This is a genomic window from Enterobacter oligotrophicus (assembly GCF_009176645.1).
Taxonomy (GTDB): Bacteria; Pseudomonadota; Gammaproteobacteria; order Enterobacterales; family Enterobacteriaceae; genus Enterobacter; species Enterobacter oligotrophicus.
Genome location: NZ_AP019007.1, coordinates 978,156 through 992,068 on the forward strand (window position 1 = coordinate 978,156; position 13,913 = coordinate 992,068).

General features: G+C 57.8%; 13 protein-coding genes. 7 read left to right on the forward strand and 6 right to left on the reverse strand.

The window, feature by feature from the left end; translation table 11 throughout:
* Positions 1-96 precede the first annotated feature (96 nt).
* The gene (gene nrdB / locus EoCCA6_RS04620) at positions 97-1,227 is read left to right on the forward strand and encodes a class Ia ribonucleoside-diphosphate reductase subunit beta (protein ID WP_152081681.1); all 1,131 of its coding nucleotides are present in this window, start codon (positions 97-99) and stop codon (positions 1,225-1,227) included.
* Positions 1,227-1,481, forward strand: a complete 255-nt coding sequence (gene yfaE / locus EoCCA6_RS04625) for a class I ribonucleotide reductase maintenance protein YfaE (protein ID WP_152081682.1) — start codon at positions 1,227-1,229, stop codon at positions 1,479-1,481. Before nrdB ends, yfaE begins: the two co-directional genes overlap by 1 nt.
* A gap of 83 nt (positions 1,482-1,564) precedes the next feature.
* On the opposite strand, the gene glpQ is transcribed toward yfaE, so the two are convergent.
* On the reverse strand, positions 1,565-2,626 hold the full coding sequence (gene glpQ, locus EoCCA6_RS04630; protein WP_152081683.1) for a glycerophosphodiester phosphodiesterase: 1,062 nt from the start codon (positions 2,624-2,626) through the stop codon (positions 1,565-1,567).
* Positions 2,627-2,637: 11 nt separating this feature from the next.
* The gene (gene glpT / locus EoCCA6_RS04635) at positions 2,638-3,990 is read right to left on the reverse strand and encodes a glycerol-3-phosphate transporter (protein WP_152081684.1); all 1,353 of its coding nucleotides are present in this window, start codon (positions 3,988-3,990) and stop codon (positions 2,638-2,640) included.
* A 254-nt stretch (positions 3,991-4,244) separates the two neighbouring features.
* On the opposite strand from glpT, the gene glpA reads away from it, so the two are divergent.
* From glpA to glpC, 3 genes are read left to right on the forward strand one after another with little or no spacing between them, the layout of a single operon-like run.
* Positions 4,245-5,873, forward strand: a complete 1,629-nt coding sequence (gene glpA / locus EoCCA6_RS04640; protein WP_152081685.1) for an anaerobic glycerol-3-phosphate dehydrogenase subunit A — start codon at positions 4,245-4,247, stop codon at positions 5,871-5,873.
* The gene (glpB, locus tag EoCCA6_RS04645) at positions 5,863-7,080 is read left to right on the forward strand and encodes a glycerol-3-phosphate dehydrogenase subunit GlpB (protein ID WP_152081686.1); all 1,218 of its coding nucleotides are present in this window, start codon (positions 5,863-5,865) and stop codon (positions 7,078-7,080) included. Before glpA ends, glpB begins: the two co-directional genes overlap by 11 nt.
* Positions 7,077-8,267 (forward strand): anaerobic glycerol-3-phosphate dehydrogenase subunit GlpC, encoded by a 1,191-nt coding sequence (glpC, locus tag EoCCA6_RS04650; RefSeq protein WP_152081687.1) that lies wholly within the window; start codon positions 7,077-7,079, stop codon positions 8,265-8,267. The genes glpB and glpC overlap by 4 nt, the downstream gene beginning before the upstream one ends.
* A gap of 30 nt (positions 8,268-8,297) precedes the next feature.
* Here glpC and EoCCA6_RS04655 read toward each other — a convergent pair whose 3' ends face one another.
* From EoCCA6_RS04655 to tctD, 4 genes are all read right to left on the reverse strand, one after another.
* On the reverse strand, positions 8,298-9,497 hold the full coding sequence (locus EoCCA6_RS04655; protein ID WP_152081688.1) for a nicotinamide mononucleotide deamidase-related protein YfaY: 1,200 nt from the start codon (positions 9,495-9,497) through the stop codon (positions 8,298-8,300).
* Positions 9,498-9,589: 92 nt separating this feature from the next.
* Complete coding sequence (locus EoCCA6_RS04660) at positions 9,590-10,132, reverse strand: YfaZ family outer membrane protein (protein ID WP_152081689.1); 543 nt, start codon at positions 10,130-10,132, stop codon at positions 9,590-9,592.
* A gap of 130 nt (positions 10,133-10,262) precedes the next feature.
* Positions 10,263-11,672 carry a sensor histidine kinase gene (locus EoCCA6_RS04665; RefSeq protein WP_152081690.1) on the reverse strand — a complete coding sequence of 470 codons (1,410 nt, stop codon included), beginning with the start codon at positions 11,670-11,672 and terminating at the stop codon, positions 10,263-10,265.
* Positions 11,659-12,333 (reverse strand): transcriptional regulator TctD, encoded by a 675-nt coding sequence (gene tctD / locus EoCCA6_RS04670; RefSeq protein WP_152081691.1) that lies wholly within the window; start codon positions 12,331-12,333, stop codon positions 11,659-11,661. The genes EoCCA6_RS04665 and tctD overlap by 14 nt, the downstream gene beginning before the upstream one ends.
* Positions 12,334-12,483: 150 nt before the next feature.
* Here tctD and EoCCA6_RS04675 point away from each other — a divergent pair, with 150 nt between their 5' ends.
* Positions 12,484-13,464, forward strand: coding sequence for a Bug family tripartite tricarboxylate transporter substrate binding protein (locus EoCCA6_RS04675; protein WP_152081692.1), 981 nt, complete (start codon positions 12,484-12,486; stop codon positions 13,462-13,464).
* 11 nt (positions 13,465-13,475) lie between these two features.
* Positions 13,476-13,907 carry a tripartite tricarboxylate transporter TctB family protein gene (locus EoCCA6_RS04680; protein WP_152081693.1) on the forward strand — a complete coding sequence of 144 codons (432 nt, stop codon included), beginning with the start codon at positions 13,476-13,478 and terminating at the stop codon, positions 13,905-13,907.
* Positions 13,908-13,913: the final 6 nt, after the last annotated feature.

Sequence of the window (13,913 nt, forward strand, 5' to 3'; positions counted from 1 at the left end):
ACCCTAACCCTCTCCCACAGGGAGAGGGAACTCTTTCCCCTTCTCCCTGTGGGAGAGGGCCGGGGTGAGGGAAATAACACCACAGGACTCACCTTAATGGCATACACCACCTTTTCACAGACGAAAAACGACCAGCTCAAAGAGCCAATGTTCTTCGGCCAGCCGGTCAACGTGGCACGCTACGATCAGCAAAAATATGACATCTTCGAAAAGCTGATTGAAAAGCAACTCTCCTTCTTCTGGCGTCCGGAAGAGGTTGACGTTTCCCGCGACCGTATCGATTTCCAGGCGTTGCCGGACCACGAAAAACATATCTTCATCAGTAACCTGAAGTACCAGACGCTGCTGGACTCCATTCAGGGACGTAGCCCTAACGTGGCGCTGCTGCCGCTGATCTCCATTCCGGAGCTGGAAACCTGGGTGGAAACCTGGGCGTTCTCTGAGACGATCCACTCCCGCTCATACACCCATATCATCCGCAACATCGTTAACGATCCGGCGGTGGTGTTCGACTATATCGTCACCAACGAACAGATCCAGAAACGTGCGGAAGGCATTGCGCACTACTACGACGAGCTGATCGAGATGACCAGCTACTGGCATCTGCTGGGCGAAGGCACCCACAACGTGAACGGCAAAACCGTTACCGTGAACCTGCGCGCGCTGAAGAAACAGTTGTACCTGTGCCTGATGAGCGTCAACGCGCTGGAAGCGATCCGCTTCTACGTGAGCTTCGCCTGCTCCTTCGCGTTTGCCGAGCGCAAACTGATGGAAGGCAACGCCAAAATCATTCGTCTGATCGCCCGTGATGAAGCCCTGCACCTGACCGGCACTCAGCATATGCTGAACCTGCTGCGCAGCGGCGTGGACGACCCGGAGATGGCGGAGATCGCCGAAGAGTGCAAACAGGAGTGTTACGATCTGTTCGTGCTGGCCGCGCAGCAGGAGAAAGAGTGGGCAGATTACCTGTTCCGCGACGGCTCCATGATTGGCCTGAACAAAGACATCCTGTGCCAGTATGTGGAGTACATCACCAACATCCGTATGCAGGCTGTCGGCCTCGACCTGCCGTTCCAGACGCGCTCTAACCCGATTCCGTGGATCAACACCTGGCTGGTGTCCGATAACGTGCAGGTAGCACCGCAGGAAGTGGAAGTAAGCTCTTACCTGGTCGGTCAGATTGATTCTGAAGTCAACACCGACGATCTGAGTGACTTCCAGCTCTGATGAGCCGTGTGACGCTACGTCTTTCCGGCACGGAAGTGCTGTGTCGGGAAGAGCACCCTTCTCTGCTGGTGGCGCTTGAAGCGCACCAGGTTGAAGTAGAGTACCAGTGTCGCGAAGGGTATTGCGGCTCCTGCCGCTGCCGTCTGGTCGCAGGCCAGGTGGACTGGCTGACCGAACCGCTGGCCTTTATCAGCGAAGGGGAAATTTTGCCCTGCTGCTGCCGGGCAAAAGGCGATATTGAGATCGAGATGTGATTGTGTCGGGTGGCGCTTCGCTTACCCGACCTACAAAACCGCAGTTCGTAGGCCGGGTAAGGCGCAGCCGCCACCCGGCAATTTCAGCGCTTATCTTTCAAAAAACTCACTGCTTTATCCGGAAAATCCGTAAACAATCCATCCACGCCCGCCTGGTTATACAGCACGTCGTAAAGCTGATTCACGTCCGTCGCATATTCCGGCAGTTGGTCCGCTCGTACCGTATACGGATGCACCTGCATCTTGCTGGCGTGCGCCTCTTTCACCATTGCCGTCAGCTTCACGTGGCCCGGCGTTGAGCCTTCCGCTACCAGCATATGGTAATCCGGCCCGATACCGTCGGCGTATTGGGCAATCTGCTTCATCGCGCCCGGCTTAAACATCCAGTCGTAGTTGTAGTTGACCCACTTCCCGTCCGGCTGTTTCTCCTGGGTTTCGTTCCAGTCGGTGTAGGCAATCAGCTGTACCAGATTGAGATCCATCCCCATCTTCGGCTCCAGCTCGGTTTTGATGCGCTTCAGCTCAGCGGCGTCAAAACACTGCAGGTAGACCTTGTCCTGCTTGCTGGTGTAGCCGTACTGTTTCAGCACCTCCAGCGTCTTCGCGGCTATGTCCTTCCCTTCCTGGTGGTGGAACCACGGTGCTTTGATTTCCGGGTAGATACCGATATTTTTCCCGGTTGAGTGGTTCAGCCCCTGAACAAACTCAATCTCCTCTTCGAAAGTGTGAATGCGGAAGTCAGACTTGCCCATCGGGAAACGTCCCGGATAGACCTGCACCTTCTTGCCGTTCTCAATCTCAAAACCTTCGGTAAACTTCAGCGAGCGAATTTCCGCCAGCGTGAAGTCGATGGCATAGTAGCGGCCATCCTTACGGGCGCGATCCGGGAAACGCTCTGCGACATCCGTCACGCGGTCAAGATAGTGGTCATGCAGGACGACCAGCTGGTCATCCTTCGTCATGACTAAATCCTGCTCAAGATAATCCGCGCCCTGCGCATAGGCCATCGCTTTCGCCGGAAGCGTGTGCTCCGGCAGATAGCCGCTCGCGCCGCGATGGGCGATGACGATTTTATCCGCCGCCAGCGCGGAGCCTGTCATCAGGCCCGCCAGCAGCAGACCCGTTGCTATGTGAGTCAGTTTCATCGCAATGCTCCTTATTGACGACGTGCCTGCACTTCGGCATGGTGACGTTTCTCACCGATCATCACGACAATCAGCAGCAGTACCGCCAGCACGCTACCGCCAATCATCACCATAAAGCCGCCGTCCCAGCCAAAGAAGTCAACGGTATAGCCCACAATCGCGCTCGCCGCGACAGAGCCGCCCAGGTAGCCGAACAGACCGGTAAAGCCTGCCGCCGTGCCTGCCGCTTTTTTCGGTGCCAGTTCCAGCGCGTGCAGACCAATCAGCATGACCGGGCCATAGATCAGGAAGCCGATGACGATCATACACGCCATATCCACGCCTGGGTTGCCCGGCGGGTTAAGCCAGTAAACAACGGTAGCAATGGTCACCAGCGTCATAAAGAAGACACCCGTTGCACCGCGGTTGCCTTTAAATACTTTATCCGACATCCAGCCGCAGATCAGCGTGCCCGGAATTCCCGCATATTCGTAAAGGAAGTAGGCCCAGGACGATTTATCCAGTGCGAAATGCTTCACCTCTTTCAGGTAGGTTGGTGACCAGTCAAGAATGCCGTAGCGCAGCAGGTAAACGAACACGTTCGCCACCGCGATGTACCACAGCAGTTTGTTTGGCAGCACGTACTTCATGAAGATCTGCTTTGCCGTCAGTTCTTCTTCATGCTGCTCGCTGTAATCATCCGGATAGTCGTTTTTGTACTCTTCAATCGGCGGCAGACCGCAGGACTGCGGCGTGTCACGCATCAGGGCAAAAGCAAAAATAGCCACCAGAATCGCGCCAAAGGCTGGCATGTAGAGCGCCGCGTGCCAGTCGTTGAACCAGGCCATCCCCAGCAGGAACAGCAGTGGCGGAATCCCCCCGCCAACGTTATGCGCGCAGTTCCAGACGGACACAATGCCGCCACGCTCTTTCTGCGACCACCAGTGCACCATGGTGCGTCCACACGGCGGCCATCCCATCCCCTGGAACCAGCCGCAGAGGAACAGCAGCACGAACATAATCGCAATGCTGGAGGTTGCCCACGGCACAAAGCCCATAAACAGCATCACCGCGGCCGCGAGGATCAGACCGGCAGGCAGGAAAACGCGCGGATTCGAGCGGTCCGACACCGAGCCCATAATGAACTTCGAAAAACCGTAGGCGATAGAGATCCCCGACAGCGCGAATCCCAGATCGCCACGCGAAAAGCCCTGCTCCACCAGATATGGCATAGCGAGAGCGAAGTTTTTACGTACCAGATAGTAAGCCGCGTACCCGAAGAAGATCCCCAGGAAGATTTGCCAACGCAGACGACGGTATAGCGGATCAATTTCTGCCTCAGGCAGACGCGCCCGATGCGGCGCAGGTTTAAAGATACTGAGCATGACAGCCTCCGTGGCCAGGTATTGAATTTTTGGGGTTTTACTGCCCCACACTCCAGAGAGGCGGCGATGTTAAAAAATCACGGTGATTGTTACTGTGAATCAACGCACAGATTGTTACAGAAATATGACAGTGTGCGCAAAAAGGCGCATGGAATCACATTTCACTTTCGAATAACGCTCGTTTATGTTCGAAATCAAACAAACCACAATTTCAGTGTGGCTAAATGATAAAAAACGAACATAGAGGGAAGACAATGACAATTCACGATCCTCGTTACAGCGATGTGATTATCATTGGCGGTGGCGCAACCGGAGCCGGGATCGCGCGTGACTGCGCCCTACGGGGTTTACGCGTCACGCTTCTGGAGCGTCATGATATTGCAACGGGTGCGACCGGGCGAAATCACGGCCTGCTGCACAGCGGCGCGCGGTATGCGGTGACTGACGGCGAATCCGCCCGCGAATGTATTGCTGAAAACCAGTTCCTTAAGCGCATCGCCCGCCACTGTATTGAGCCAACCGACGGCCTGTTCATTACGCTTCCCGAAGATGACCTCGCGTTTCAGCACACGTTTATTTCAGCCTGCGCAGCAGCAGGCATACCGGCCGAGGCCATTGATCCCGCGCAGGCGCGCCGTATTGAGCCTTCCGTGAACCCGGCACTCACGGGTGCCGTCAGGGTCCCTGATGGCACCGTCGATCCCTTCCGTCTGACCGCTGCCAATATGCTGGACGCCCGCGAGCATGGCGCGCGCATCCTCACCGGACATGCAGTGACCGGGCTTATCCGTGAAGGCCATCGCGTCCGCGGCGTGCGGGTTTTTGACACACAATATAACGAAGCTCACGACCTGTTTGCCGCCGTCGTCATTAACGCAGCAGGCATCTGGGGGCAGCGTATCGCTGAGTACGCTGACTTATCCATCCGCATGTTCCCGGCGAAAGGCTCGCTGCTGATCCTCGATCACCGCATCAATAACCACGTGATCAACCGCTGCCGCAAACCCTCGGACGCCGACATTCTGGTGCCGGGGGATACCATTTCACTCATCGGCACCACTTCAACCCACGTCGACTACAGCGAGATTGACGACAATAGGGTAACTGCTGCTGAGGTGGATATTCTGCTGCGCGAAGGGGAAAAACTGGCACCGGTAATGGCGCAGACCCGTATTCTGCGCGCCTATGCTGGCGTGCGTCCGCTGGTGGCCAGCGATAACGATCCGAGTGGTCGTAACGTCAGCCGTGGCATCGTGCTACTCGACCACGCAGAACGCGACGGCATGGACGGTTTTATTACCATCACCGGCGGCAAGCTGATGACCTATCGCCTGATGGCGCAGTGGGCAACCGATGCCGTCTGCCGCAAACTCGGCAACACCGAACCGTGCGTGACGGCGGAGCAGCCCCTGCCCGGCTCGCGACAGTCTACCGAAAAGACACTGCAAAAAATTATCTCACTGCCCGCTCCGCTGCGCGGTTCCGCCATTTATCGCCACGGCGACAGAACGCCTGCGTGGCTGGGTGAAGGTCGGCTGAGCCGCAGTCTGGTATGCGAGTGTGAAGCGGTAACCGCAGGCGAAGTGCAATATGCAGTGGAGAACCTGACGGTCAATAACCTGCTCGATTTGCGCCGCCGCACGCGCGTCGGCATGGGGACCTGCCAGGGTGAACTGTGCGCCTGTCGCGCCGCCGGGCTGCTGCAGCGTTTTCATGCCACCACCTCAACCCAGTCGCTTGCTCAGCTCAGCGAGTTTTTAAATGAGCGCTGGAAAGGTATTCAGCCTGTTGCCTGGGGTGATGCCCTGCGCGAAAGCGAATTTACCCGCTGGGTCTACCAGGGGCTTTGTGGTCTGGAGAAGGAGCAACACGATGAAATTTGATACCGTGATTATCGGTGGCGGGCTCGCGGGTTTGCTCTGCGGCATCAAACTTACACAGCAAGGGCTACGCTGCGCGATTGTCACCCGTGGTCAGAGTGCCCTGCACTTCTCGTCAGGCTCGCTGGATCTGATGGATGAAAATTACCGCGATAAACTGCCCCCGGAGCATCCCTGGCACCTGACAGGTGCGCATAATATTGACCGCTTTGCCCTGGAAACCGAAGCGCTACTGGCGAATTGCGGCGCACGTCTGAAGGGGAGCGCAAGGCAAAACCATCAGCGGGTCACGCCGCTCGGCACTCTGCGTTCTGCCTGGCTCAGCCCGGAGGAGGTACCCGTCGCGCCCTTCAACGCCGCGCATGTGCTGGTGGTCGGCATCAGCGGTTTTCTCGATTTCCAGCCGCATCTGGCGGCAGCCTCACTCAACAAACAGGGTATACACGCTGAAACGGCGGAGATTGACCTTCCTGAACTGGATGTGCTGCGCGAAAACCCGAGCGAATTTCGCGCGGTGAATATTGCCCGTTTTCTTGATTACGAGGAAAGATGGCCGCTGCTGTATGAAGCACTCAGGCCACTCGGCGAGAAGTGCGATACGCTGTTTATGCCCGCCTGCTTTGGCCTAACGGACAACCGGCTCTGGCGCTGGTTGTCCGACCGCCTGTCCTGCACCCTCTGGCTGTTGCCCACGCTTCCCCCTTCCGTTCCCGGCATTCGTCTGCATACCCAGCTTCAGCGCCAGTTTGTTGCTCAGGGCGGCGTGTGGATGGCGGGTGACGAGGTGAAAAAAATCACGCTGAATAACGGTGAAGCCAGCGATGTGTGGACACGAAACCACGGGGATATTCCTCTTCACGCACGTTACACGGTGCTCGCCAGCGGCAGCTTCTTCAGCAACGGACTGTTAAGCAGCCGGGACGGCATTCGGGAGGCCATTCTCGGGCTGGATGTCCGGCAAAGCCGCTCCCGCACGGACTGGTATCAGAGCGATTTCTTTACACCACAACCCTGGCAGCAGTTCGGCGTCATCGTGGATAACCACCTTCACCCACAACTTTCCGGGAAACCTGTTGAGGATCTCTACGCCATCGGCTCGGTTCTGGGCGGTTACGATCCCATCGCTCAGGGCTGTGGTGGTGGCGTCTGCGCGGTAACGGCGCTCCACGTTGCAGAGCAGATTATCCAGCGCATGGAGGCTGAACAATGAACGACACCCGATTTGAAAGCTGTATTAAATGCACCGTCTGCACCACGGTCTGCCCGGTTAGCGGCGTAAACCCGCGCTACCCTGGTCCGAAACAGGCCGGGCCTGACGGTGAACGTCTGCGCCTGAAAGACGGTGCGCTGTACGACGATGCGCTGAAATACTGCATCAACTGCAAACGCTGCGAAGTGGCCTGCCCGTCTGACGTCAAAATTGGTGACATCATTCAGCGTGCCCGCGCGCGCTACAGCACGCAAAAGCCAACCCTGCGCGATGCTATCCTCAGCCATACCGACCTGATGGGCAGCGTCTCGACCCCCTTCGCCCCGTTAGTCAATGCCGCCACGTCGCTAAAACCGGTGCGCCAGCTGCTGGATACAGCGCTCAAAATCGACCACCATCGCAGCCTGCCGACGTATTCCCACGGCACCTTCCGCCGTTGGTACAAATCAGTGGCTGCCGAACAGGCGCAGTTTGCCGGGCAGGTCGCCTTTTTCCACGGCTGCTATGTGAACTACAACCATCCGCAGCTAGGGAAAGATCTGCTGAAAGTGCTCAACGCGATGGGCACGGGCGTGCAGCTCCTCAGCAAGGAGAAATGCTGTGGCGTCCCGCTGATTGCCAACGGTTTTACCGATAAGGCGCGTAAGCAGGCCAAAAGCAACGTGACATCGCTGCGTGAGGCGATTATCGACAAAGGTATTCCGGTGCTGGCGACCTCGTCCACCTGCACCTTCACACTGCGCGACGAGTATCCGCATCTGCTGGACGTCGATAACACCGGCCTGCGCGACCACATCGAGCTGGCAACGCGCTTTCTGTGGCGCAAGCTGGATAGCGGGCAGACGCTGCCGCTGGGTAAATTGCCCCTGAAGGTGGTCTATCACACGCCGTGCCATATGGAAAAAATGGGCTGGTCGCTCTATACGCTGGAGCTACTGCGACTTATTCCGGGGCTGGAGCTGACGGTGCTGGATTCACGCTGCTGCGGCATCGCAGGCACCTACGGCTTTAAACGTGAAAACTACGAAACGTCGCAGGCGATTGGTGCGCCATTGTTCCGCCAGATTGAGGAGAGCGGTGCCGATCTGGTCGTGACTGACTGCGAAACCTGCAAATGGCAGATTGAGATGTCCACCAGTAAACGCTGCGAACACCCAATAACGTTACTGGCAAAGGCGCTGGGCTAAGTTTTGCCGGGGCGATCCCCGGCAAACCGGTTACTCCACGAACAGCGATTCCACGACATTAATCCAGCCATGTTCGCTGGCGACCTCTTTACCGTTCAGCCAGCGGCGCAGCATGTTCAGTGCCATCATGGCGCACACTTCCTGACGCACCGGCAGGCTGTGACGGGTAATACTCATTTTCACCCGCAGCGCATGGGTGCCTTCCGGCGTCGCCAGGGCAAAATTAAGATGCTCACCATCCACACCGCCAACGGCCAGCGCCAGCCCGGCGAAATGATTCACTCTGCGCTCTGACGCCCAACGCGCCGTCTGCGCCAGCGTCTCCTGCTGGAAAGGCACCACTTCACTGGCCAGCAGCGGCGCATTCGCACGCGAAAGCTGCAGCGCCAGCAGCCCGCCAGTGAACTGCTCGCTTAAAGTGACGCTCAGTTGACGAGACTGGAGGCACTGTGAAATCTGTGCAGGTAACCCTTCCGTTCCTTCAAAGATCAGGCTTTCACCCGCCACGCGCTGCACTTCCGGCCACAGCGCCAGCATGGCGGCTTTCTGCGTTGCCGGACCGGTCAGTTTCAGCTCAATAATCGGCATCGAGGAGCGATAGCCCATCGAGACACCCGGCGGTAGCGGCAGGTGGTCAAGGCTCTGAGCCAGATCGCTTTCCGAGCGGCCAAAGGTGGTCAGACGCAGGCACACCGGCGGCTCAGGCAGAGTAAACCGTTCACGCAGGCGTGGCAGGATCTGCTGTTCGACCATCACTTTAAATTCAGACGGTACGCCCGGCGTGAAGAACATCAGGCAGCGGTTCAGCTGAACGGCAAACCCGCAGGCAGTGCCAACCGGATTATCGACCAGTTCCGCACTGGCCGGAATTTCAGCCTGCTTGCGGTTGCTCGGGGCCATCACGCGGCCACGTTCTGTAAAGAAGCGTTCCATTTGAGCCAGCCACGCTTCATGCAGTACCAGCCCTTCACCTTTCGCGGTTGCGGCAGCCAGCGCACTGAGATCGTCACTGGTAGGCCCCAGCCCACCGTTCACAATCAGCACGTCGCACTGTTCGCTGCGCTCGCGCAGAATGCTGACCAGTGACTCAAGGTTGTCGCCCACCGTGTTGCGACGCGTTAACGGTAATCCCTGCTCAAAGAATAAATCGGCAAGCCAGGCGGCATTGGTATCAATAATTTGCCCATGCAGCACTTCGTCGCCGGTGGATAACATTTCCACGTTTATCATTGTGTTCTCCCACTTCGATGGTCAAAACACTATAGCGCAATTGCATGTGGGGAGACGAGAAACTGGCGCGACAGAACGCCGCGCCGGAGAGATTAGAAGCCTGCGCTCACACCCACGTATGGGCCGTCTGCCAGCGCGTTGTCGCGGTTGCCCTCTTTACCCGCCAGGTTCAGATAACGGTAGCCTGCTTCGATGGTAATCGGACGCATGATGGTCCAGCGCGCACCGGCGTTAGCCTCTTCATAGCTGTCGATTCCGCTGGAGAGCGAATCCGGGGAGTAGTAATACTCGCCAAACAGACCAAAGCTGTCGCCGATTTTCCACTGCAGGCCGCCGCCCACTGCCGCCGCGTAGCCTTCATCACCGTCGTTCGGGTTGGTGTAGATACCTTTACCGCCGACGGTCGCCAGGAATGGACCCAGCGGAATGTTCAGACCAAGGCCGAGGCTGGCGGCATCGCCGTCGTCATCGTTATGCGTCCAGCCGCCGGTCATCGCCAGGCCGGAGGTTTCCGTGCCCAGACCAAAACCCAGGTGGGTGTAATCTTCACCCGCCGAACCGTTGAAGGAAATCGCGTTTGCCGCTGCCGAAACAAACATCAGGCCGCCTAAGCCCAGTAATGCCACTTTTTTCATTGTCGTGATCCCGCACAATTTATGTAGAGTTGTCCCAAAACCGCGAGATTTTAACCTGAGTCTCTTCAGGATCAATGCACTCTGTGTGCGTCAGACAATTAGTTTGTAACGATTTGATACCCTCAGGTTTTTAGAGCATCGGCAAAAACCGCATTTTCACACTCAGCCCTCCCAGCGTTTCGCTGCGTGTTAGCTGCAGGTGGCTCCTGTGTAGCCGGGCGATATCGCTCGCCAGCGCCAGGCCAATGCCTGACCCGGCAGTGTCACCCACGTTATCCAGCCGGTGAAAAGGGAGCATCGCCTGAGAGATCTGATTTTCTGCAATCCCCGGTCCGCTGTCCTCCACGCACAGCTCAACGGCACCGTTATCCGTGCGCAGGAATACCGTCACGACGCCCTGCTCCGGCGTATATTTGATTGCGTTTTCCAGCAGGTTAGCGCAAAGCTCACCGAGCAAGACGTCATCCCCCTCAATCATCACCGGCTGGTGGAGCCCGTCATAGCCGAGATCGATACCTTTGCTGCGCGCCTGCGTCAGCCGGGAAAAACAGCAGTTTTGCACAATCTGCACCAGATCGACGGGGGCAAACTGACGTTCACCCTGCTCTTTACGCTTCACCGCCGAGAGCTGTAACAACCGTTCAGTCAGCAGAATCGTGTTATCCAGCGTCACGTTCATCGCCCGCAAACTCTCCAGCCACAGCGCCGGATCGTCCCGCGTCAGGGCAACAGAAACCTGCGTTTTCAGTACCGCCAGCGGCGTTTTGAGCTGGTGAGACGCATCGGCGTTAAAGCGCTCCTGGCGTGACAGCACTCCGCGTAATCGGTCGATATAGCGGTTAAATGCCACGATCAGCAGACGTGTCTCCGACCAGGGCAGCAGCTCGGGCAGCGGAGCCAAAAGCCCCGGCTCACGGCGTACCATCAGGGAAGAAAGCTGGCGCATCGGGCGCAGTACGCGGCGCAACAGCCAGGCCGTTAATACCAGCGTCAGCAGGACCAGCAGCCCCTGAGAAACCCAGGATGAGAAGAGCAACTGGCTGGCGAGATAGCGGCGGGACTGCAGGGTCTCGGCGACATAAATTTCCGCCATCCCGACAATATTGCCTTCGTTGACAGGCTGCAGCAGCTTCGCCACACGGATGGCCTGTCCGCGATATTCCGTATGATAAAACCAGGCCAGTGCCGGGTAGAGCGTGGTCCGCGAGGTTGAAGGCGGCATCTTTGGCAGATCGTCATAACCGGAGATCACCCGCCCGTCCGGGTCGACCACTTTGTAGTACAGCCGATCGTTCATATTCAGTTCAAAGCTGTCGAGTACCACCCAGGGGACATTCACCTCCAGCTTGCCATCGTGAACCACCAGCCGCTCCGACACCGTTCGCGCGGACGATAACAGCGTGCGATCGTATGCCTGCGTCGCCGCCTGCAGTGCGCTGACGTAGCTGTTAAAGGCCGATAATCCCCACAGCAACAGCAGTGGAAGCCCCAGAAAGAGGAGTAATTGCAGGTAGAGCGACTGCGGCTTAACCCACTTCATCACCGCACTCCAGCACGTAGCCCAACCCGCGCAAGGTGGTGATCCGCACCCCGCTGCCGGTGAGTTTTTTGCGCAAGCGGTGAATATACAGATCGATACTTTCCGGGCTGACGTCATCGTTCAGGCTAAACACCTGGTCAAAAAGCTGCTGCCGGGAGACGGGACGGGTCCGGCGGTGCATCAACACTTTCAGCAAAGAAAGCTCGCGCGGCGTCAGGGAAAGCGGCTCATCGCGCAGCAGAAAGAAGCCATCGTCATCGTACTCCAGCTCCCCCAGACGCTGCCGCTCCTGGGTTCGTCCTTCACTCCGGCGCAGCAAGGCGCGCAGCCGCGCATCCAGCTCCTCCAGCTCGAACGGCTTCGGCAGATAGTCATCCGCGCCGGCATTTAACCCTTTTACCCTGTCCGCCACGTTGCTGCGGGCGGTGAGAAACAGCACCGGTAGCGTCTGCCCGCGCTTTCGCAGGCGATGAACCACCTCCAGCCCGTCGAAGCCCGGCATACCGATATCGAGGATCGCAACCGCGTAGTTTTCCCCCTGTAGCAGATGATCCGCCGCGCGTCCGTCATGAACGCAATCCACGGCAAAGCCTCCCTGTACCAGCGCTTTCTCCAGCCAGTGAGCCAGCTCACGATTATCTTCCGCCAGTAAGAGACGCATATCACATCCTGTAAAGTTGGTGTCGCAGTGAAAGGGAAATGAAAGGTTAATGTTTTAACAATCACGCAACGGAACCGCTACAAGGTGGTTCACATAATCAGAAAAAAGACCTGTACCCGTACTCCCGGTTCACCGGCGTGAGGATAAACGATGAAAAAACAATTACTTTCGACCCTTGCTGCAAGCGTATTGATGTTGAATGCCTCTGTCGTCCAGGCGCAGGACGCCCCGTCCCGCACCGAGTGCATCGCTCCAGCCAAACCCGGCGGTGGTTTCGATCTGACCTGCAAGCTCATTCAGGTGAGCATGCTGGAGACAGGCGCTATCGAAAAACCGATGCGCGTAACCTACATGCCGGGCGGCGTGGGAGCCGTCGCCTATAACGCGATTGTCGCGCAGCGCCCTGCTGAAGCGGGCACCGTGGTGGCTTTCTCCGGCGGATCGCTGCTGAACCTGTCTCAGGGCAAGTTTGGCCGCTACGGGGTGGATGACGTGCGCTGGCTCTCTACCGTGGGTACGGACTACGGCATGATTGCCGTTCGCGCCGACTCTAAATGGAAAACGCTGAAAGATCTGCTCACCGCCATGGAGAAAGATCCTAACAGCGTGGTAATTGGCGCGGGCGCGTCGATTGGCAGCCAGGACTGGATGAAAGCCGCGCTGCTGGCGCAGCAGGCAAAAGTGGACCCGCACAAGATGCGCTACGTGGCCTTTGAGGGCGGCGGTGAGCCCGTCACGGCGCTGATGGGCAACCACGTGCAGGCGGTGTCCGGCGATCTCAGTGAAATGGTGCCTTACCTCAGTGGCGATAAAATCCGCGTGCTGGCCGTTTTCTCCGAAAACCGTCTGCCGGGCCAGCTGGCGAACGTCCCTACCGCCAAAGAGCAGGGCTATAACCTCGTCTGGCCGATCATTCGCGGTTTCTTCGTCGGACCGAAAGTGACCGATGCCGAATATCAGTGGTGGGTGGACACCTTCGCAAAACTCCAGCAAACCGACGAATTCAAAAAGCAGCGCGACCTGCGCGGGCTGTTTGAGTTCAACCTGAACGGTAAGCAGCTGGATGAATATGTCAAAAAACAGGTGAATGACTACCGCGAGCAGGCGAAAGCCTTTGGCCTGGCGAAATAACCGGAGGCGCTATGAGCGATCGTATTTTTGCCGGAATATGGCTGTTGCTCTGCATCGGCGGGCTGTTCGTCGCCTGGCAGATCCACAGCGAATACAGCTATGAACCCGTGGGGCCGCGCCCCTTTCCGATGGGGATTGTCGGCCTGATGCTGCTCTGCTCGGTCGCCCTGCTACTGCGTCATCCCGACGCCGTGGACTGGCCGCCTGGGCGCATTCTGCAACGCCTGCTGGTGATGGTCATTATGCTGCTGATGTACGCATGGGGTTTTGAGTGGCTCGGCTTCCCGGTTGCCACCGCCATTCTGACGATGGTGATCGGCATGTTGTTTAACGCCACGCTGCCCGCGGCGGGTCTCTCAGGGGCGGTACTGGGCATTTTACTGTGGTACGCCTTCGACCGCCTGCTGGATGTGACGTTACCCCTTGGCGCATGGTTTAACTAACGGAGC

Excerpts from the sequence above, each read along its gene's own strand:
- nrdB (WP_152081681.1), top strand. The coding sequence starts at position 97 with ATGGCATACACCACCTTTTCACAGACGAAAAACGACCAGCTCAAAGAG.
- yfaE (WP_152081682.1), top strand. The coding sequence starts at position 1,227 with ATGAGCCGTGTGACGCTACGTCTTTCCGGCACGGAAGTGCTGTGTCGG.
- glpQ (WP_152081683.1), bottom strand. The coding sequence starts at position 2,626 with ATGAAACTGACTCACATAGCAACGGGTCTGCTGCTGGCGGGCCTGATG.
- glpT (WP_152081684.1), bottom strand. The coding sequence starts at position 3,990 with ATGCTCAGTATCTTTAAACCTGCGCCGCATCGGGCGCGTCTGCCTGAG.
- glpA (WP_152081685.1), top strand. The coding sequence starts at position 4,245 with ATGACAATTCACGATCCTCGTTACAGCGATGTGATTATCATTGGCGGT.
- glpB (WP_152081686.1), top strand. The coding sequence starts at position 5,863 with ATGAAATTTGATACCGTGATTATCGGTGGCGGGCTCGCGGGTTTGCTC.
- glpC (WP_152081687.1), top strand. The coding sequence starts at position 7,077 with ATGAACGACACCCGATTTGAAAGCTGTATTAAATGCACCGTCTGCACC.
- EoCCA6_RS04655 (WP_152081688.1), bottom strand. The coding sequence starts at position 9,497 with ATGATAAACGTGGAAATGTTATCCACCGGCGACGAAGTGCTGCATGGG.
- EoCCA6_RS04660 (WP_152081689.1), bottom strand. The coding sequence starts at position 10,132 with ATGAAAAAAGTGGCATTACTGGGCTTAGGCGGCCTGATGTTTGTTTCG.
- EoCCA6_RS04665 (WP_152081690.1), bottom strand. The coding sequence starts at position 11,672 with ATGAAGTGGGTTAAGCCGCAGTCGCTCTACCTGCAATTACTCCTCTTT.
- tctD (WP_152081691.1), bottom strand. The coding sequence starts at position 12,333 with ATGCGTCTCTTACTGGCGGAAGATAATCGTGAGCTGGCTCACTGGCTG.
- EoCCA6_RS04675 (WP_152081692.1), top strand. The coding sequence starts at position 12,484 with ATGAAAAAACAATTACTTTCGACCCTTGCTGCAAGCGTATTGATGTTG.
- EoCCA6_RS04680 (WP_152081693.1), top strand. The coding sequence starts at position 13,476 with ATGAGCGATCGTATTTTTGCCGGAATATGGCTGTTGCTCTGCATCGGC.